The 17,623-nt window shown below is 67.1% G+C and carries 16 protein-coding genes; 6 read left to right on the forward strand and 10 right to left on the reverse strand.

What is annotated here, in order from left to right:
- Positions 1–73 precede the first annotated feature (73 nt).
- Complete coding sequence (locus VI08_RS10260) at positions 74–682, reverse strand: rhomboid family intramembrane serine protease (RefSeq protein ID WP_045829488.1); 609 nt, start codon at positions 680–682, stop codon at positions 74–76.
- A gap of 96 nt (positions 683–778) precedes the next feature.
- Here VI08_RS10260 and VI08_RS10265 point away from each other — a divergent pair, with 96 nt between their 5' ends.
- Positions 779–1,654 (forward strand): PhzF family phenazine biosynthesis protein, encoded by an 876-nt coding sequence (locus VI08_RS10265; protein ID WP_045829489.1) that lies wholly within the window; start codon positions 779–781, stop codon positions 1,652–1,654.
- A 3-nt stretch (positions 1,655–1,657) separates the two neighbouring features.
- Here the strand turns inward: VI08_RS10265 and VI08_RS10270 are convergent, their stop codons facing one another.
- The 4 genes from VI08_RS10270 to VI08_RS10285 all read right to left on the reverse strand — a co-directional run bounded on the left by VI08_RS10270 (position 1,658) and on the right by VI08_RS10285 (position 5,026).
- Positions 1,658–2,512 carry a dimethylarginine dimethylaminohydrolase family protein gene (locus VI08_RS10270; protein ID WP_045829490.1) on the reverse strand — a complete coding sequence of 285 codons (855 nt, stop codon included), beginning with the start codon at positions 2,510–2,512 and terminating at the stop codon, positions 1,658–1,660.
- A 62-nt stretch (positions 2,513–2,574) separates the two neighbouring features.
- Positions 2,575–2,856 carry a hypothetical protein gene (locus VI08_RS10275; protein WP_045829491.1) on the reverse strand — a complete coding sequence of 94 codons (282 nt, stop codon included), beginning with the start codon at positions 2,854–2,856 and terminating at the stop codon, positions 2,575–2,577.
- Positions 2,857–2,954: 98 nt separating this feature from the next.
- Entirely contained in the window at positions 2,955–3,833 is an 879-nt protein-coding gene (locus VI08_RS10280; protein WP_045829492.1) for an NAD(P)-dependent oxidoreductase, read from the reverse strand.
- A 14-nt stretch (positions 3,834–3,847) separates the two neighbouring features.
- Positions 3,848–5,026, reverse strand: a complete 1,179-nt coding sequence (locus tag VI08_RS10285) for an NAD(P)/FAD-dependent oxidoreductase (RefSeq protein WP_045829493.1) — start codon at positions 5,024–5,026, stop codon at positions 3,848–3,850.
- A gap of 88 nt (positions 5,027–5,114) precedes the next feature.
- Between VI08_RS10285 and VI08_RS10290 the strand changes: the two genes are divergently transcribed.
- Together VI08_RS10290 and VI08_RS10295 are read left to right on the forward strand one after the other, a co-directional pair.
- Positions 5,115–5,597 (forward strand): YajQ family cyclic di-GMP-binding protein, encoded by a 483-nt coding sequence (locus tag VI08_RS10290; RefSeq protein ID WP_045829494.1) that lies wholly within the window; start codon positions 5,115–5,117, stop codon positions 5,595–5,597.
- Positions 5,598–5,847: 250 nt separating this feature from the next.
- Positions 5,848–7,014: a M35 family metallo-endopeptidase gene (locus tag VI08_RS10295; protein ID WP_045829495.1), complete on the forward strand. Its 1,167-nt coding sequence runs from the start codon at positions 5,848–5,850 to the stop codon at positions 7,012–7,014.
- Positions 7,015–7,427: 413 nt separating this feature from the next.
- On the opposite strand, the gene VI08_RS10305 is transcribed toward VI08_RS10295, so the two are convergent.
- The 5 genes from VI08_RS10305 to VI08_RS10325 all read right to left on the reverse strand — a co-directional run bounded on the left by VI08_RS10305 (position 7,428) and on the right by VI08_RS10325 (position 15,057).
- Entirely contained in the window at positions 7,428–7,637 is a 210-nt protein-coding gene (locus tag VI08_RS10305) for a cold-shock protein (protein ID WP_045829497.1), read from the reverse strand.
- Between the two features lie 242 nt (positions 7,638–7,879).
- Positions 7,880–10,978 carry a ligand-binding sensor domain-containing protein gene (locus VI08_RS10310; RefSeq protein WP_045829498.1) on the reverse strand — a complete coding sequence of 1,033 codons (3,099 nt, stop codon included), beginning with the start codon at positions 10,976–10,978 and terminating at the stop codon, positions 7,880–7,882.
- Positions 10,968–12,512 (reverse strand): putative bifunctional diguanylate cyclase/phosphodiesterase, encoded by a 1,545-nt coding sequence (locus VI08_RS10315; RefSeq protein WP_052697821.1) that lies wholly within the window; start codon positions 12,510–12,512, stop codon positions 10,968–10,970. The genes VI08_RS10310 and VI08_RS10315 overlap by 11 nt, the downstream gene beginning before the upstream one ends.
- A 130-nt stretch (positions 12,513–12,642) precedes the next feature.
- Positions 12,643–14,706, reverse strand: coding sequence for an alpha/beta hydrolase family protein (locus VI08_RS10320; RefSeq protein WP_045829499.1), 2,064 nt, complete (start codon positions 14,704–14,706; stop codon positions 12,643–12,645).
- A 60-nt stretch (positions 14,707–14,766) separates the two neighbouring features.
- Positions 14,767–15,057 (reverse strand): GNAT family N-acetyltransferase, encoded by a 291-nt coding sequence (locus tag VI08_RS10325; RefSeq protein ID WP_084621435.1) that lies wholly within the window; start codon positions 15,055–15,057, stop codon positions 14,767–14,769.
- Between the two features lie 128 nt (positions 15,058–15,185).
- Between VI08_RS10325 and VI08_RS10330 the strand changes: the two genes are divergently transcribed.
- The 3 genes from VI08_RS10330 (at position 15,186) to VI08_RS10340 (ending at position 17,590) form a co-directional block, all read left to right on the forward strand.
- Positions 15,186–15,611: an OsmC family protein gene (locus VI08_RS10330; RefSeq protein ID WP_045829500.1), complete on the forward strand. Its 426-nt coding sequence runs from the start codon at positions 15,186–15,188 to the stop codon at positions 15,609–15,611.
- Positions 15,612–15,730: 119 nt separating this feature from the next.
- A complete protein-coding gene (locus tag VI08_RS10335; protein WP_045829501.1) occupies positions 15,731–16,636 on the forward strand; it encodes a CorA family divalent cation transporter in 906 nt (301 codons plus the stop codon).
- Between the two features lie 3 nt (positions 16,637–16,639).
- Positions 16,640–17,590 (forward strand): oxygenase MpaB family protein, encoded by a 951-nt coding sequence (locus tag VI08_RS10340; RefSeq protein WP_045829502.1) that lies wholly within the window; start codon positions 16,640–16,642, stop codon positions 17,588–17,590.
- Positions 17,591–17,623 lie beyond the last annotated feature (33 nt).

Consider the following 17,623-nt stretch of genomic DNA (forward strand, 5'->3'; position numbering starts at 1 on the left):
GCTCCGGTTAATGCATGATCTAACAGCTTTGGGCGGAAGTCACATCAATTCGAAGAAAAAGTTCAGTTCCGCATCAGAAACCGCGCGGATTGGAAATGGCTTCAAGGAAATGCGGCAAGAGGCCCGGCTGTAGCGCGATGGTGAAAATGACACCGTAGGCCGCGCCCCACAGATGCGCGCCGTGGTTCACGTTATCGCCGCCACGGCGATCCATGTAGATGGAATACACCACGAAAAGAATGGCGTAGAGCACCGCGGGCATGGGGATGATGAAGACCAGGATGCGCGTCCAGGGCGCCACGAGCACGTACGCGAAGAGCACCGCCGACACGGCGCCCGAGGCGCCCAGGCTGGTGTAGCCGGCGTTCTTACGGTTCTGCATGTAGGTGGGCAGGATGGAGACCAGCAGGCCGCCGATGTAGAACGTGACGAAGCCGAGCGGCCCCATGACATTGGTGTAGAGCTGCTCCATGACCCGGCCGAAGAAGAACAGGGTGAGCATGTTGAAGAACAGGTGGCCGAAATCCGCGTGCACCAGGCCGTAGCTGACAAGACGGTAATACTCGCGGCTGCGCGTGATGGCGGGGGGCCACAGCACCAGGTCGTCCATGAGACGACGGTTCTGCAGGGCGACGAACGAGACCACGCAGGTCACGGCGATGATGAGGATGGTGGTAAGCATGCGCGCATCTTGGCGGCATCGCCCCGCCTTGGGAACCCCGCCACGCGGCCGATGGGGGCTATCATTCACGACCCGACCCACCTGGCACCCCGCCCGATGTCCCCGATCCGATACAAGCAACTCGATGTCTTCGCCGCCCGCCATGGCGGTGGCAACCCCCTTGGCGTGGTCATCGATGCCCAGGGCTGGAGCGACGAGCGCATGCAGCGCTTTGCCCACTGGACCAACCTCGTCGAAACCACCTTCCTGCTGCCCGCGCGCGCCGAGGGCGCCGACTACCGCGCGCGCATCTTCACGCCCAGCAAGGAAATCCCCTTCGCGGGCCACCCGACCATCGGCAGCGCGCACGCCGCGCTCGACGCCGGGCTCATTACGCCCGATGCCGCCGGCGTCGTGTGGCAGGAATGCGGCGCGGGCGTGCTGCCCATCCTCGTCGAGGGCACGGGCCCGGCGCGCGAGCTGTTCGTGCAGGCGCCGAAAGCCACCGTCGTCGGCGATGCCTCGAAGGGCGGCGAATGCCTCTCGAGCGTGCTTTACGGCGTGGCACTGGGCGCGCTGCAACCGGCCTGCGTGGAAGGTGGCCGCCGCTGGTGGGTGGCCGAATTCGCTGATGAAGCCGCGCTGCGCGGCTGGCGCCCCGACCACGCGACGATCCGCAAGCTGGCCGTGGCCACCGATACGCTGGGCCTGTGCGTGTTCGCGCGCACCGCCGAGGGCCTGGCCGTGCGCGCATTCCCCGCCGGCGTCGGCATCGTCGAAGACCCGGCCTCGGGCGCCGCCAACGGCCTCATCGCGGCCTACGTGGCCACGCACGACCATACCGGCGCGCTGGCGAAGGGCTACGTCGTGAGCCAGGGCCGCGAAGTGGGCCACGATGCACGCATCATCATCCGCATCGATGGCGGGCACGTGTGGGTGGGCGGCCGCACCAACACCATCATCGACGGCGTGGTGGACTGGCGCGACGCCTGACGCCTACGCGCCCACCGCTTCGTCCAGCCGCAACGTGAGGCATTTCGCGGCGCCGCCGGACTTCATGTATTCATCCAGCGCCACCTCGATGACCATGAACCCGGCGGCCTCCAGCCGCGAACGCAGCCCGGCGCTGGCGCGGTTGAGGATGACGACGCGGCCCAGGTTCACGGCGTTGCAGGCGAATTCCACGGCATCGTGCTCTTCCACGACGATGCGCTCGGCGGGTGGCACGTGGCGCTCGATGGTGGCGAGCGAGGCCGCGTCGAACGCCCCCGGGAAATACAGGGTGTAGCCGTTGGCCAGCGGGCAGAAGCAGGTATCAAGGTGGTAGAAGCGCGGGTCGGCCAACTTCAGCGGCAGCACCTCGATATCGAGCAGCCGCCCCAGCGCCGGCGCCGCCTCGGCATCAGAGCGGTGGCCGTGCCCCATCCATAGCCGGCGGCTGGTGCCGCGATCGAACAGCGCATCGCCGGCACCCTCGAAGAAGATGCCCCCGGGCAGCTCGACGATATCGAAGCCGTGCCGCGCGAACCAGGCATGGTTGTGCGGTTCTTCGCCCTTGCGCTCGTCGTAGCGGAAGCGGCTGGGCACGAAGCTGTTGCCAAACACGAGGCCCGCGTTGGCCGCGAACACCATGTCGGGCTGGCCCGCGGCGGCTGGCTGCACCACGACGTCGGCGTGGCGGGCCACGGTTTCGCGGAGGGCATCCCACTGCCGGCGCGAGCGCTCGGCCGTGGTGTCGTGCACGTGGCCTGTCATCCAGGGGTTGATGACGTAGCTGACCTCGAAATACGTGGGGGCGCACATGAGGACGCGTGGCACCGTGCGCTCGTGGACCGGGGTCGGCTCAGCCATGGACGTTGCGCGCCTTGATGGGGGAACGTGCCCCCATCATGGCAGAAGCGCGCGGTGCACCGTCAAGCGAGGCCCTGGCAGATCGTGTCCACGCTGTTCGGGGTGAAATGCAGTTCCTTCAGGGCCTCGCGGAGCGATTCACGCGAGTTGACCTCGCTTTCCACCTGCTCGCCCACGCTGGCTGGCGAGACGTGGACGAAGGTGTGGCCGTCCTGGTAGGCGATGCCTTCGTCATGGACGGTCTGCTTGGTGAGCACCTTGAACGTGCCGTCGTTCGACTCGCGGACGGTTACCGCCCGGCCCTCGTGCTGGCCTTCGTACACCGTTTTCCAGCTTGCGGTCATATTTGTCGCCTGGGAAGCCGCACAACATCGTGCCGCCCGATTGTCGCCAACCCGGCGGCCTAGCGATTGTGAAGGCGTGCGTAAAAACCGGCTAACGCTCAGCCTTTCAAATGGGCCCGGGCCGCCGCCACGCGGGCCAGGCCGGCCCAGTCGATATCGCCGTCGCCGCGGCCCAGCGACTCCAGTAGCGCATCGTGCAGCACGCTGGCCACCGGCATGGGCACGCGCCTGGCCTCGGCCGCCGCGCGGGCCAGGCCCACGTCCTTGAAGCCCAGGCTGAGCTTGAAGCCGGCCGGCTCGTAGCGATCTTCGGCAATCATGCCGCCGTAGATCTTGTAGACCGGCGCCGAGAACAGCGTGCCCTGCATCACCTCGAGGAAATCGGCCGCGCTGACCCCATGCGCGCGTGTCAGGGCGCTGGCCTCGGCCATGCTCTCGATCGCCGCGCCGATGAGGAAATTGCCGCCGATCTTCACCACCGCGGCGCGGACTGGGTCGTCGCCCATCGGCCATACCTTCGCGGCCAGCAGCTCCAGCAGCGGCTGCACCGCCGCGACATGGGCCGGCTTGCCGGAAGCGATGATGTTGAGGTTGCCCGCAGCCGCCACCTCGGGCCGGCCGAACACCGGCGCCGAGACGAAGCCGATGCCCCTGGCGTCATGCGTTCGCGCCAGTTCCTCGGCCAGCGCCACCGAGATGGTGGCGTGGTTCACGTGGATGGCGCCCGCCGGCAACGCATCGAGCACGCTGCCGAGGATCACCTCGCGCACCGCCGCATCGTTGGCCAGCATGTTGTGCACCACCTCGGCGCCCTGCGCGGCCCCGGCCGCCGTCGCCGCCAGCGTCGCGCCCTGGGCTACCAGGGGCTCGGCCACCGCGGCCGTGCGGTTCCACACGGTGACCTCGTGGCCACCCTTGATGAGGTTCGCGGCCATGCCCGCGCCCATGCTGCCCAGCCCGATAAACGCGATACGCATTGGAACGGCTCCTGTCAGACGGCCTGGCCCGCGGCATTGCCCGAAGCCCAGGCCCATTGGAAGTTGTAGCCACCCAGGTGGCCCGTGACGTCGAGCACTTCGCCGACGAAGAACAGGCCCGGCTGGCGCTTGGACATGAGGGTGGAAGACGACACCTCGTCGGTATCGACGCCGCCCAGGGTCACCTCGGCCGTGCGGTAGCCCTCGGTGCCGCTGGCCACGATGGGCCAGTCCTGCAACTGTGCCGCGATGTCCTTCAATTCCGCGTCACGGTACTGGCGCATGGGCTTGCTCGGCAGCCATACCTCGCACAGGCGCTCGGCCAGGCGCCGCGGCAACAGGCCGGACAGCACCGTGCGGAACTCCGCCGCCGGGCGCTCCTCGCGGCCCTGGCGCAGCGCCTCGCAGGCATCCATGCCCGGCAGCAGGTCGAGGCGCAGGTCGACGCCCGGCTCCCAGTACGACGAGATCTGCAGGATGGCCGGGCCACTGATGCCGCGGTGCGTGAACAGCAACGCATCGCGGAAGTGGCTGCCCCCGGCCCGCGCTTCCACCTCGGGCAGCGCCACGCCCGCCAGGCCGTCGTAACGCTCCTGGTGCTTGCCGCTCAGCGTGAGCGGCACCAGCCCCGCCCGCACCGGCAGCACGGCATGGCCAAACTGCTTCGCCACGTCGTAACCGAAGCCGCTGGCGCCCAGGCTGGGGATGGAAAGCCCGCCGGTGGCGATGACCAGCGAAGGGGCGCTGAACCGGCCCAGCGGCGTATCGCAGCCGAAGCCGCCCTCGCCCGCCCGGATGCGGGTGACCGGCGTGTTCAGCTCCACGCGCACGCCCGAAGCCGCGCATTCATCCAGCAGCATGCGGAGGATGAGCTTGGAGGATTCATCGCAAAACAGTTGGCCGGGGCTTTTCTCGTGGTACTTGATCCGGTGCTTCTCCACCATCTCGATGAAGTGCCACGGGGTGTACCGGGCCAGCGCCGACTTGCAGAAATGCGGGTTGCGGCCGAGGAAATTAGCCGGGGTGGTGTTGGTATTAGTGAAATTGCAGCGGCCACCGCCCGACATCAGGATCTTCTTGCCGGCCTTGTTGGCGTGGTCGAGCACCAGCACCCGCCGGCCCCGCTGGCCGGCCACGATGGCGGTCATGAGGCCGGCGGCGCCTGCGCCAATGACGATGGCATCGAATTCCATGGGTGGGGCTGGCCTGGCGTTGCAAACGCACATGGTACCGCCGTCGCGTAGACTTGTCGGCTGTCAGCCCACCTACCAGGAGACCCCCATGCCTTCCTTTGACATCGTGTCGGAAGTGGACAAGCACGAACTGAGCAACGCCGTCGACCAGGCGAACCGCGAGGTGTCCAACCGTTTTGACCTGAAGGGCACGGGGGCGAAGTTCGAGCTGGAAGAGAACACGATCACGCAGAAGGCGGAAAACGAGTTCCAGGTAAAGCAAATGCACGACATCCTGCGCGCCCGCCTGGCGGCCCGGCAGATCGACCTGCGCGCGCTGGACGTGGGCAAGGTGGAGACGAACCTGGCCGAGGCCCGCCAGAAGGTGACGGTGAAGCAAGGCATCGAGCAGCCCATCGCGAAGAAGATCATCGCGAAGATCAAGGAGGCGAAGCTGAAGGTGGAAGCGCAGATCAACGGCGAGAAGGTGCGGGTGACGGGCAAGAAGCGCGACGACCTGCAGGACGCAATCGCCCTGCTCCGCAAGGCGGATTTCGAACTGCCGCTGCAGTTCGAAAACTTCCGCGACTGATTGACGACCCTTCATAGGCTGCCTGCCTCGCTAGCTGGCTAGCTGCCTGGCTGATTGACTGGCTGACTGGCTCCCACTGTGGGAGCCAGCTTGCTGGCGATGCTCTCAGGGCACCGCTCGCTGGCAGGACTACACGATGTAGGAATTTTTCTGACACGTTTTTCAGACTAGTCGTATATCTCTGCGACAACCTCGTGCATAGATTGACTTCCGATCCGCGCCACGGAGGCGCGGCTTATCGGAGAGTTGAATGCGCCAAACCAAGTTCATACAACGGCTCGTAGGCGGCATGCTCGTTGGCATCGCAAGCCTCTTACCCCTTTCGGCCGCAGCCGAGGGACACCTCGAAGCATCAATGCGTGTCATCAACCCTGAGTTTCCAGGCGGGACCATCGTCTTGACCCTGAAGAACACGGGCGATGCCCCCATTCCCATCATGGTCTGGCATACGCCGTTTGCCCAATCGGGCGGACGGCTTCCAGGCGCTATCTTCAAGGTGACCGATTCCAACGGGAAGGACGTGGCGTACCGCGGCACCTGGCCCTACCTTGGCGCCCTCACGATGCGGGCGTTCCGCACTATCGCGCCAGGAGAGAGCCTTGAGAAGGAGGTGAATCTTGCGATGGAGTACAAGTTCGAACCGTTCCAGCACTACCAGATCGACTACACACTCAACCTGACCCATGAACCGGACCCTCGCGCGACATCGTCCGCCGAACGAGCTACGTTTGTCCGACCCTCACAGACGGAAGCAAAGTCCAACGCGGTCATCATCTATTTCGCTGGCGACATTGCAGCTATCAGAAACGAATTCGTTGACGATGACCTCATGTGTACAAGCGCACAGACCCTGGTGATCGACAAAATGCGCCTCGACGCATCGAGGCGCATCAGCGCTGGCGAACAGTTCATGCGTGAGCGATACGTCTTGTATTACGACAACGGCGAACCACGCTATCGATTTTCTCCGCACCCTCGCTATACGCGGTGGTTCGGGACACACAATGAGAGCGAGCCGCCGCCTTTCGAACCGGGCTGGGGCCTGAATGACAATGCTCGCGCCTACGAAACGGTGGTCGCAACCGCCAACCGTACTCGCGATGGCAAGCTCAACCCTCGTTGCGGATGCCCAGGCTGGGGCCCAGACGTCCCCGCTCACGCGGAGCAAGACTCCCGCTACACGATGTACTTCTGCGATCTTTTTTTTGACCTGCCCGACTTCGCAGCGTTCTCGTCGAAAGTCGGTTCCCTGATGCATGAGTACACCCACTACAACTCGTTCTACCCAGGAACCGCTGACTACCTTTACGGATACGAAAAAGTCCAGGACCTCGCGCGAGAGAACAGGACGAATGCCGTGATGAATGCTGACAATTTCGAGTACTTCTTCACGGATACCACGCCATACGACGAGTAATCGCGGCAAGCACCTGTCGGGAGCCAGCGGGCATGCGCTGGCAAGCTGGTTCCCACGGTGCCATGCCGGCGATCTCAGTTCGCCCCGGCTACTGAAATGCGTGAGCGCCTGCTCTCTTCTCGAATCGACACCTCGTTCCTGCAAAAAGAGGGAGGTCCCTGGCGGGGTCAGCCATCGTCGTCTTGCAGGGGGCGTACGCTCGTGGCGTACCACTGCCCGTCAGGGCCCTCATGGAGATCGAACTCGACGCGTTGCCCGGGTCTGAGCCGCAAGGCACCAGCGGGCATGCGGCGCGGGCCCTCGGCGTCATCGAGCGGTTCTTCCGCCATCAAGGCACTTAACCACGCAGGCACGCCATCGCCGCTCGTCGGATGCATGAGCCGATCCTCCATCGTGGATTCAACGCCGTGGCATCACTCGGGAGTAACGTCCTCGGCCTGCGGGCCCTTTTGCCCCTGAGAGACCGTGAACGACACCTTCTGGCCTTCCTGCAAGGACTTGAAACCGGACCCCGTGATACTGCGGAAGTGGACGAACACATCCGGCCCTTCATCGCGATGGATAAAGCCAAAGCCCTTCGCGTCGTTAAACCACTTCACCGTTCCGCTCACCCTGTCGCTCATGACACACCCTCTTTGCCGGCCAGGACCGACACGCTACGCCGCGCGGCGGGACGGTGGAATGGCGCGACGCGACCATCGCTACGCGGATAGGGCAGCGGTAACGTAACTACATGAATTGCTGCGATTCTACGGCACCACCTATAACGCTTAAAACATGCATTCGCTGTAGCGGATGAACCGATTTAAGGGCATCGCGCGCAAGCGCGCTCCTACAGGAGCAGGTTGCCGATGAGCGGAGCGGGTTAGAGGCTTGCGATGCGGCTGCGGTTGCGGCCGTCGTTCTTGGCTTCGTACAACGCCTCGTCCGCGCGGCCCAGCAGCGAGTTCAGCGACTCCGGGGCGCGCCACATCGCGACGCCCGCGCTCACCGTGATCCGCATGCGGTAATCCCCATGCACGATCACCTGCGATGCCAGCGCGTGCCGCACGCGCTCGGTGATATCCAGCGCATGCTCCGCCAGCGCGCCCGGCAGGCACAGGATGAACTCCTCGCCACCGAAGCGGCCGGCCAGGTCGTCGGCGCGGCACATCGACGAGATCACCCGCATGGTCTCGCGGATCACCGTATCGCCCGCCAGGTGGCCGAACGTATCGTTCACCGTCTTGAAGTCATCGATATCCAGCAACACCATGCTGAACGGGATGCCGTCCTTCGCGGCGCCCTGGCGCACGCGCTCGGCCTGCTCGAGGAAACGGCGGCGGTTCAACGAACCGGTGAGCTCGTCGGTGCCGGCCAGGTGGTCGAGGCGCTCGTTCGCGGCTTTCAGATCGCGCGTTCGGGCTTCCACCTGCGCCTGCAACAGCTCGGCGCGGCGGCGCAGGTACAGCGTGCGCAGGTAGACCAGGCCAAAGAACATCGCCACCGCCAGCGCCACGCCCAGCAGCAGCGTCCACGGGCTCTCGTACCAGCGCGGCACCACGTCGACGCGGATCGATGTCTCGATGGTGCGCGCGTCGAGCCCGCGCATGGTGGCGCGCAGGCGTAGCGTATAGGTGCCGCTGGCGAGGTTGGTGTAGATGGCGCTGGGCGGGATGCCGCGCGCCACTTCGTTCCACGCGGTATCCGCGTCATCCATGCGGTAGGCGTAGTGCGTCTCCTGCGGCGCGCGGTAATCGAGCAGCGCGAAGTCGACGCGCAGGTTGCGGCCATCGCCATCGAGGACGAAACGGCCGCCCTCGCCCGGCAGCTCGGCCAGCGGCACGGAGCGGTCGTTCATGGCGATGTGCGTCACGGCCAGGCGCGGCGTGGCCATCTGCGGTGCCACCCAGTACGGCCGCACCACGGTGAGGCCACCGAGGCCGCCGAACATCAGCTCGCCGCCCGGCGCTTCGGCGGCCGACCGGTGGATATAGCTGGGGATGCGCAGGCCATCGCGGATGCCGAGGTCGAAGACGCGGTGGCTGGCGGCGTCGACCATGGCCACGCCGTTGGCCATCGACGCCCACACGCGGTCGTCGTTGTCGACCAGCAAGGCGTTGATCTTGGTGTTGACCAGGCCCTCGCGGGCACCGATGAGGCCGAAGTGGAACGGGCCGCGCTCCTGGAAATCGTCGAGGTACGCGATGCCGCCGAACGTGCCCAGCCACAGGCGGTGGTGCGAATCGAAGGCCATGGACCCGGTGTAATCCTGTGGCAGGCTCTTCGGATCGGCCGGGTCGTGGCTGATGTTGGTGAAGCCGGGCACGCCGTCGTACTGGATGCTGATGCCGCTGATGGTGGCGAACCACCACGAATGGGCCATGCGCACGATGTGCCGCACCTGGTCGCCCACGATGCTGTGCGGGTCCTTCGGGTCGTGGCGCATCTGGCGCAGCGCGCCGGTGGCCGAGTCGTAGCGGAACAGGCCATCGTACGTGCCGATGAGCAGGTCGTTGCCGTCACGCTGCATCGAGAGGATGAGCCGGCCGTCCAGGCTCGGGATCATCGAACTCTTCAATGCGAACGAATCCGGGTCGATGCGCGACACGCCCTGCGCACCGGCCCAGATGGAACCATCGGGCGCCACCACGAAGGCCTGCACGTCGCGCTCGGCCTGCTCGCCGCCGAGCTGCAGGTGGCGCATGCCGCCGTTGGCCAGGTCCAGGACATCGATGCGGCCCATGCCCAGGCCCAGCCACACGCGGCCACGCGGGTCGACGAACACTGAGTGCACGTTGGCGTTCGAGAGCGTGTGCGCCTGCAGCGGCGAGGGCATCACCGAGAACACCTTGCGGCCGTTCGGGTCGTAGTGCGCGGCGCCCAGCTCGGTGGCCACCCAGATGTTGCCGGTGCGGTCCTGCAGGATGTCGCGGGTGATGTCGCCAGGCAGCGACGACGGCATGGCGGCGTCGTGCGCCAGCGCGCGCAGCTGGCCGTTGTTGAAATCGTAGGTGATGACGCCGGCGCCATCGGTCGCGGCCCACAGCACGTGCTGGGGCGTCTCGCGGAACGCGCGGATGGTGCGGCGGCGCGCCAGGCCCGTCTTGCCTGAGAAGTTGGGCACCGCGTGGGCATGCCAGTCGGGCGTGATGAAGACGGCGCCCGACTGGCCGGTGCCGATCCACATGCGGTCCTTGCTGTCCTGGTACAGCGCCCAGGCCTGGTCGTGCAGGATCGGGTCGATCTCCGGATCGTTCGACACCAGCCGCTCGAAATGGCCGCCCGGCTTGCGCACGAAGATGCCGTTGTCGAGGCCCAGCCACAGGTTGCCCGCGCGGTCCTCGGCCACGACGAACGTGCGCGGCACCATCGACGGGTCGTCGCCTGGCAGGCTGGAGACCCGCGTGATGGCGCCGGTGGAGAGTTGCAGCTTATCGAGGCCGCCCTCGGTGGCGATCCAGAACACATCCGGGTCGCGCGAGCGCGCGATGCTGAAGATCTTGCCGTTCGAGGTGCCGCCCTTGCCCACCGGGTACAGGTGGAAGCGCACGGTCTTCGGGTCGAAGCGCAGCAAGCCGCCGGCGTTGGTGCCTACCAGCAGGCCGCCGTCGTCGAGCGGCATCAGCGCGCGCACGTAGGCATCGGGCAGCACGGCGCCGCCGTACGAATCCGGCTCCTGGCCGAACACCTGCATGCGGTAGCCGTCGTAACGCGCCAGGCCGCCGAACGTGCCGATCCAGATCAGCCCGGCCTTGTCTTGCACTATGGCCGTGGTGGTGGAATGCGGCAGGCCGTCGGCCACGCCCACGGTATCGAACCACGCGGTTTCATACGCGGCCCAGGGGTCGATGCCCACTTTGGGCGCCACGTGGGGCACCTGGGCGGCGGCGCCACCGGCGCCGAGCAGGCAGAGGGCAAGGACGAGGGACGCGGCACGTAGCCACCCGTGGCGGCGTGGCCGGTGCGTACGCTCAGCCTGCATAAGCCATCGATGGGTCGAGGTAGCGGCTGAAGGCCTCGGCCGTCATGGGGCGTGCGAAGAAGTACCCCTGGCCGATGTCGCAGCCGAGATCGCGCAGCCAGTCGGCCTGCGCCGCCGTCTCGACGCCCTCGGCGATGGTGCGCATGTTGAGCTTCCGTGCCAGGCCCACGATGGCTTCGGTGATCTCGCGGTCGGCCAGGTTCGAGTCGCTGCCGCGGACGAAGCTCTGGTCGATCTTGATGGTGCCCACCGGTAGCTCACGCAGGTGGCTGAGGTTCCAGTAGCCAGCGCCGAAATCGTCGATGAGCAGGTCGAACCCGTGCGACCGCAGCTTTACCAGCTGGCGCAGGGTTTCTTCCGGCTCGCGCATGGCCGTGGACTCGGTGAGCTCGAAGCGGATGCGGGTGGGGTCGACCCCGTACGAGCGCACCACGCGGTGCAGGGTCTCGACGAACGCCGGCCGGCTCAGCTCGTGCATCGACAGGTTGATGGCCACGTAATCGACGAAATGCCCGCTCGCGTCCCACGCCTTCAGCTGGGCGAGCACCGCGCGGAGCACGTATTCACCCAGGGCATGGATGAGGCCGGAGCGCTCGGCCACGGCCACGAACACCGAGGGCGGCACCTGGCCGCGCTCGGGGTGGTACCAGCGCGCCAGCGCTTCCACGCCGGCCAGCGTGTTGTCGCGCAGGTGGCGCTTGGGCTGGTAGGCCACGTCGAGCTCGCCGCGCTGCAGGGCTTCGCGCAGCTCCACCGTCAAGGCCAGGCGCTCGCGGGCCTGCTCGAGCATGCCTTCTTCGTAGAAGCGGAAATCGGCCTTGCCGGTTTCCTTCACCGCGTACATGGCGGCGTCGGCGTTGCGGATGAGCACCTCGGCCTCGCGGCCATCCTGCGGCGCGATGCTGACGCCGATGGAGGGGCTGACCGCGACCAGCTGGCCCGCGACGCTGACCGGCTGGGAGACCAGGTCGAGCACCTTGCGGCACACGCGCACCAGGTTCTCCATGCCACCGTACGCGTTGACGACCACGACGAACTCGTCGCCACCGAAGCGCGACACCACGTCGCGCTCGCGGACGCTGCTGCGCAGGCTGGTGGCGACGGCACGCAGGAACGAATCGCCCGCCTCGTGGCCCAGGCTGTCGTTGATGGACTTGAACCCGTCGAGGTCGATGAACATGACCGCGAGCTGGGTATCGCGCGGCTCCTTCAGGGCTTCTTCCAGTTCGTGCATGAGGAACGCACGGTTGGGCAGGCCCGTGAGGGTGTCGTGGTAGGCATGGAACGCCAGCGCGCGGCGCGCTTCCTCGCGGGGATCTTTCAGGCGCGCGCTGAGCTTGCGGCGCTGGGCCATCAGCAACGAGATGATGACCGAGGCCACCGCGAACACGACGACGAGCGAAACCAGCCAGCCGAAGCCGGCGCCGCTGGTGCTGAAGCGCGAGCAGCCGACTTCGCCCGGCCCGATGAAGGGCCAGCGGGCGCACTTCGAGACGGCATGGTGGATGCCTGTATCGACGCTAATTGTCAGCACGCCTTGCTCCGGCCCGGCTCTGCCGGGCGCTGGGACCATTCCAAGATGTTCGTGTGCCCTGCCTCGCCGGGGGAAGGCGGAGGCAAGTTACGGCTAATCCCCCCGGTATCGGCCGCAGGCCCACGCAACTTTAGCGCCCTTTGGCCGCCGGTGGCTCGCCCAGGTACTGGTCGAACCACGCAAGGGCCCGCGCCAGCACGTCGCGACGGCTGGCATCGCGGGCGAAACCGTGGCCCTCGCCCGGGTACACGACCAGGGAGGTGGGCACGCCCTGGGCCCGCAGCGCGTGCCAGAACTCGAACGATTGCGGTGCCGGGGTCTCGGCATCGCGCTCGCCCACCACCACGAGCGTGGGCGTCTTCACGTTTTTGATGAAATTGATGGCCGAGCTCTTCGCGTAGACGTTCGGGTCGTCGTACACCGAGGCGCCGAAGAACGGCTTCATCCATTGGTCGATGAGGTTCTGGCCGTAGTAGCTCTGCCAGTTGGAAATGCCCGCGCCGGCCACGGCGGCCTTGAAGCGCGTGGTCTGGGTGACGGCGAACATGGTCATGAAGCCGCCGTAGCTCCAGCCGGTGAGGCCGAGGCGCTTGTCGTCCACCGGGTGGGTCTTCTCGATGGCGTCGACGCCGGCCAGCGCATCGCGCAGGTCGCCGTAGCCGAAATCCTTGCGATTGGCCTGCACGAAGGCCTCGCCCTGGCCGTAGCTGCCACGCGGATTCGGCATGAAAACGAAGTAACCCAGCGCCGACAAAGGCGCGGCGCCGTAGCCGGCCGCCGGCCGGCGCGGCAGCACCGCGGCGGCGGGGCCGCCGTGGATGGAGACGATGAGGCCGTATTTCTTCTTCGCGTCGTAGTTGGCCGGGTACAGCAGCCAGCCCTGCACGTCGTGGCCTTCGTTCTTCCAGGTGATGGATTCGGCCTTGCCCCACGAGGGCTTGAGCGCCGCATTGAACGACGTGACGGCGACGGGGGCCGCCCTGGCGCCCAGGTCGGCCACGTAGGCCTCGTAGCCCTTGTCGAAGCTGCTGGCGATGAAGGCGGCCTTGCTAAAGTCCTGGCCCAGCGAGAGTGACATGGAGAGGCGGCCATCGCCCAGCGCCATGGGCAGGTCGAACAGCGTGGTGGGCGTGGCGCTGCCCTCGGCAGGCAGCGCGTAGCTGGCGACGCGGCTGGCGCCGGCCACCTGCTCGGAGACCACGAGGCGATCGTTGGCGGCCCAGGCCAGCCACACCGGCGTGGTGGGCGTGCCCGGGGTGACGTCGACCGGCGCGCCACCGCGGGACGGCACCACCCAGATATCGCCGCCGGTGGAGCCCTGGTCGCTCATCAGGCCGCCGATGAAGGCGATGCGCGAGCCATCGGGCGAGAAGCGCGGCACGGCCACCTGCAGGTCTTTCAATGCGCCCTTCAGCGCGTTGGTGTCGACGATGACATCGCCCTTCGCGCCCGCGGTGGCATCCTGCACGTAGAGCTTGGCGATCCACCAGTTGTTGTCGCCCGGCGGCTGCGCGGCGACGTAGGCCAGCCGCTTGCCGTCGGCGGAAAGCGCGTATTCGTACACATGCAGGCCGGCGGGCGTGAGCGTGCGCACGGCGCCGCCGGTGGCATCCACCGTGGCCACCTGCTGCACCTCGATGCCCTCGACGCCAATCTCGCCCAACTGCGGCTTGGCGGCAGCGGTGGCGCTGGCGCGGCGCGTTGCGTTGGGCACGTACAGGAAGGCGAGCTGCTTGCCGTCGGGGGCCCACTCCAGGCCGCTGACGTACCCGGTGAGGTGGGTGATGCGCTTCGCCGGCGCCTTGGTGGTGGTGTCGACGATGCTGATGTCGTCCTGCTTGCCCTCTTCCACGCCCGGCGCCTTGCCGGCGCAATCGGAGAGGAACGCCAGCCGCTTCGAATCCGGTGCCCATGCCACGCTGGTCTCGCCGCAGCCCTTCGTCGCGGTGACGCGGCGCGCGTTGCGGCCATCGGCGTCCGCCACCTCCACCACCGGCTTGCCGTTGGTCTTCACGGCCCAGGCGAGGTGCCGGCCATCGGGCGAGAGCGCCACCGATTCGATGGTGCGCACCTTGCCAAGGTTCTCGAGGATGGCGGCGATGCGCGGATCTTCGGCTTTCGGGGCGGCGTTTTCGGCCTGGGCGGTGGTGGCGCAGGCTAGCGCGACGGCGGCGGCGATCCAGGTGGTGCGCATCGATTTGGCTCACGGTGTGCAGGAAGCGTGAAACCTAGCACACCCCGCGCGCCACCGGGATCAGGCGAGCAGGTTCTTGTACTCGGGGTTCCGCTCGAACCAGCGCACCGCGTAGGAACACGCGGGCCGGATCTTCCAGCCCTGGGCCTCGGCCACCTGCACCGCGAAGCGCGTGAGCAGGTTGGCGATGCCGCGGCCGGCCACCGGCTCGGGCACGCCGGTGTGGGTGATGATCATGGTCTTGCCATCGAGCCGGTAGTCGAGCTCGCACTCCTGGCCGTCGACCACCGCCATGAACAAGGTGTTGCCCCGGTCATGGGTGATTTCCAGCGGTTTCGCGTTCGCACTCATCGATCGATACCTCCAAGCCAGCGGCGGCGCTGCTTTCGCATTCTGTCGATGGACAGGGCGTTAGCGTCGTCGATGGCCAAGCATGCGCGCCTTCACGGCCACAATCCATCACCCACCGGAGAACCACCATGCAGAAATGGGGCAAAGCCGCCTGGACCGGCACCATCAAGGAAGGCCAGGGCCTGATCTCGACGCAGACGGGCGTGCTGAAAGACGCACCCTACGGCTTCAAGTCGCGGTTCGAGGACGGCCCCGGCAGCAACCCGGAGGAACTGCTGGGCGCGGCGCACGCGGCCTGCTTCACCATGGCGCTGTCGCTGATGCTGGGCAACAACGGCCTCACGGCCGAGCGCATCGAGACCCGGGCCGACGTCACCCTGGCGAAGGACGGCGAAGGGTTCTCCATCACCAAGGTGCACCTCACCACGACGGCGAAGATCCCCGGTACCGACCAGGCCACCTTCGAAGGCATCGCGAAGCAGGCGAAGGAAGGCTGCCCGGTATCGAAGGTGCTCAACGCCGAGATCACCATGGACGCCACGCTGGAGGCGTAAACTGCCACGCGCCGCCGGCCCCACCGGCGGCGCGCCCCAGGCAGCCAAGGACCCTACCCCGCGTGCTAATCGTCCACGAACACGGCCAACACGAGACCCCTACCGTCTGGGCGCCGGGGATGGGCCGCCCGAAGTCGCCGATCTGGATCGACCTGCTCGAGCCCACGGAACAGGAACGCGAGTGCGCCGCCGGGATCACTGGCCTGCGCGTGCCCGAGCGCTCCGACATCGTGAACCTCGCGCTCTCCAGCCGCATCCGCACCGACGACGATGCGATGTACCTGTCGATACCCTATTTCGCCGATACCAACAACGGCCATGCCGCGCAGCCGGTGGGCATCGTCGTGACCAACCACGTGCTGATGACGCTGCGCTTCGCCGAGTCGCCCGCGTTCGACCTGGCCAACGAGAGCTGCGAGCACCAGCGCTGGGAATCCAGCGCCGACGTGCTGGCCACCCTCATCGAGGCGATCGTGAACCTCGGCGCGCAGCGCATGGAGGATGTGTCGGCCGAGCTGAAGAAGCTCTCCGACCGGGTCTTCACGCCCGAGCGCCTGGGCACCCCCGTGCTGCGCGCCATCATGCTCGACGTGGGCCGGCTCGAAGGCATGCAGGCGCGCAACCGCTCGTCGATGCTGGGCGTGCAGCGCATCGTCTCGTTCGTGCGCGCCAAGAAGCTCGACTGGATTTCCGACTCGGTGGAGATCCGCCTGCGCGTGGTGGAGCACGACCTGCGCACGCTCGATGAATTCGACGACCAGCTCACCAACAAGCTGCAGTTCCTGCTCGACGCCACGCTCGGCTTCATCAGCACCGACCAGAACCACGTCATGAAGGTGCTGACGGTGACCTCGGTGGCCACCATCCCCCCGGTGATCCTGGCCGGCATCTGGGGCATGAACTTCAAGAACATGCCCGAGCTCGACTGGCCGTGGGGTTACCCCATGGCGCTCGCTGCCATCGTCATCAGCATGATCCTGCCGGTGTGGTTCTTTAAGTGGCGCGGCTGGTGGTCGGGGGATTAGGCCATGCTGCGCCGCCTGCTCGCGCCGGCCTCCGCACCCATCAAGCGATGGGTGCTCACGGCGTTCCCGAAACCCGCCACGGGGGCCATCGAGTACGAGCACCCCGCGGGTGACCCGGGCCTGTTCGGGCCCGATACCGTCACGTGGCGCGTCCACAACGATTTCTGCGGCATGCTCGCCGGCGGCCTTTGCGCCCTCTACCTGCAGACGCTGCACCCGCGCGCCCTGGCCGGCGTCTGGGACCACTCCAACTTCCGCGAGGACCTTGTCGGCCGGCTGCGCCGCACCACCAACTTCGTAGGCGCCACCACCTATGCGCCCACGGCGGCGGCGCGCGGGCTCATCGAGCGGGTGAAGCAGATCCATGCCCATGTGCGTGGCGTCGACGAAAGCGGGCAGCCATACGCCGCGGACGACCCCGAGCTGCTGACCTGGGTGCACGTGAGCGAGATGGCCAGCTTCCTGGCCGGCTTCCGCGCCTATGGCCCCATCGGCGTGCCCGACGCGGCCGCCGATGCCTATTTCAACGAGACCCGCCGGGTGGCCGAGGCACTGGGCGCCCGCGACGTGCCTGGCTCGGTCGCCGCGCTGGACGCCTATGTGGCCGGCGTGGTGCCCACCCTCGCCTACACCGACCGTACCCGCGTGGTGCTCGAGGTGCTGGCCGACCTTGACCTGCCCGTGCCGCTGGCCGGGCTCTCGCGCGACGTGTTCCTGCACGCGGGCGCGTACCTGCTGCCGCCGTGGGCGGCCTCGCTGCTGCGGCGCACGCCCGCCGACCAGGTGAAAGCGCGCGTGGCCGCCGCGACGCTGCGTGGCATGGCGCCGCTGTTCCGCGCGGCCCTAACCGATGGCGTGGCCATCCGCTCGTGCCGGCGCGTGGGCGTCGATCGCCAGCTGCTCACGGCATGGCCCGCCCGCTTCGCCAGCCCTAGCGCGAAACGCGCCGGGTAAGTAACCCCTCCGTGTGGGATGGGCTTCACATTT

Origin of the sequence: Luteibacter yeojuensis (assembly GCF_000964085.1) — a bacterium.
Classification (GTDB): Bacteria; Pseudomonadota; Gammaproteobacteria; order Xanthomonadales; family Rhodanobacteraceae; genus Luteibacter; species Luteibacter yeojuensis_A.

Coding starts and splice junctions, on each gene's coding strand:
- VI08_RS10280 (WP_045829492.1), bottom strand. CDS start 3,833: ATGCGTATCGCGTTTATCGGGCTGGGCAGCATGGGCGCGGGCATGGCC.
- VI08_RS10260 (WP_045829488.1), bottom strand. CDS start 682: ATGCTTACCACCATCCTCATCATCGCCGTGACCTGCGTGGTCTCGTTC.
- VI08_RS10265 (WP_045829489.1), top strand. CDS start 779: ATGTCCCCGATCCGATACAAGCAACTCGATGTCTTCGCCGCCCGCCAT.
- VI08_RS10320 (WP_045829499.1), bottom strand. CDS start 14,706: ATGCGCACCACCTGGATCGCCGCCGCCGTCGCGCTAGCCTGCGCCACC.
- VI08_RS10330 (WP_045829500.1), top strand. CDS start 15,186: ATGCAGAAATGGGGCAAAGCCGCCTGGACCGGCACCATCAAGGAAGGC.
- VI08_RS10285 (WP_045829493.1), bottom strand. CDS start 5,026: ATGGAATTCGATGCCATCGTCATTGGCGCAGGCGCCGCCGGCCTCATG.
- VI08_RS10325 (WP_084621435.1), bottom strand. CDS start 15,057: ATGAGTGCGAACGCGAAACCGCTGGAAATCACCCATGACCGGGGCAAC.
- VI08_RS10295 (WP_045829495.1), top strand. CDS start 5,848: ATGCGCCAAACCAAGTTCATACAACGGCTCGTAGGCGGCATGCTCGTT.
- VI08_RS10340 (WP_045829502.1), top strand. CDS start 16,640: ATGCTGCGCCGCCTGCTCGCGCCGGCCTCCGCACCCATCAAGCGATGG.
- VI08_RS10305 (WP_045829497.1), bottom strand. CDS start 7,637: ATGAGCGACAGGGTGAGCGGAACGGTGAAGTGGTTTAACGACGCGAAG.
- VI08_RS10310 (WP_045829498.1), bottom strand. CDS start 10,978: ATGCAGGCTGAGCGTACGCACCGGCCACGCCGCCACGGGTGGCTACGT.
- VI08_RS10270 (WP_045829490.1), bottom strand. CDS start 2,512: ATGGCTGAGCCGACCCCGGTCCACGAGCGCACGGTGCCACGCGTCCTC.
- VI08_RS10275 (WP_045829491.1), bottom strand. CDS start 2,856: ATGACCGCAAGCTGGAAAACGGTGTACGAAGGCCAGCACGAGGGCCGG.
- VI08_RS10335 (WP_045829501.1), top strand. CDS start 15,731: ATGGGCCGCCCGAAGTCGCCGATCTGGATCGACCTGCTCGAGCCCACG.
- VI08_RS10290 (WP_045829494.1), top strand. CDS start 5,115: ATGCCTTCCTTTGACATCGTGTCGGAAGTGGACAAGCACGAACTGAGC.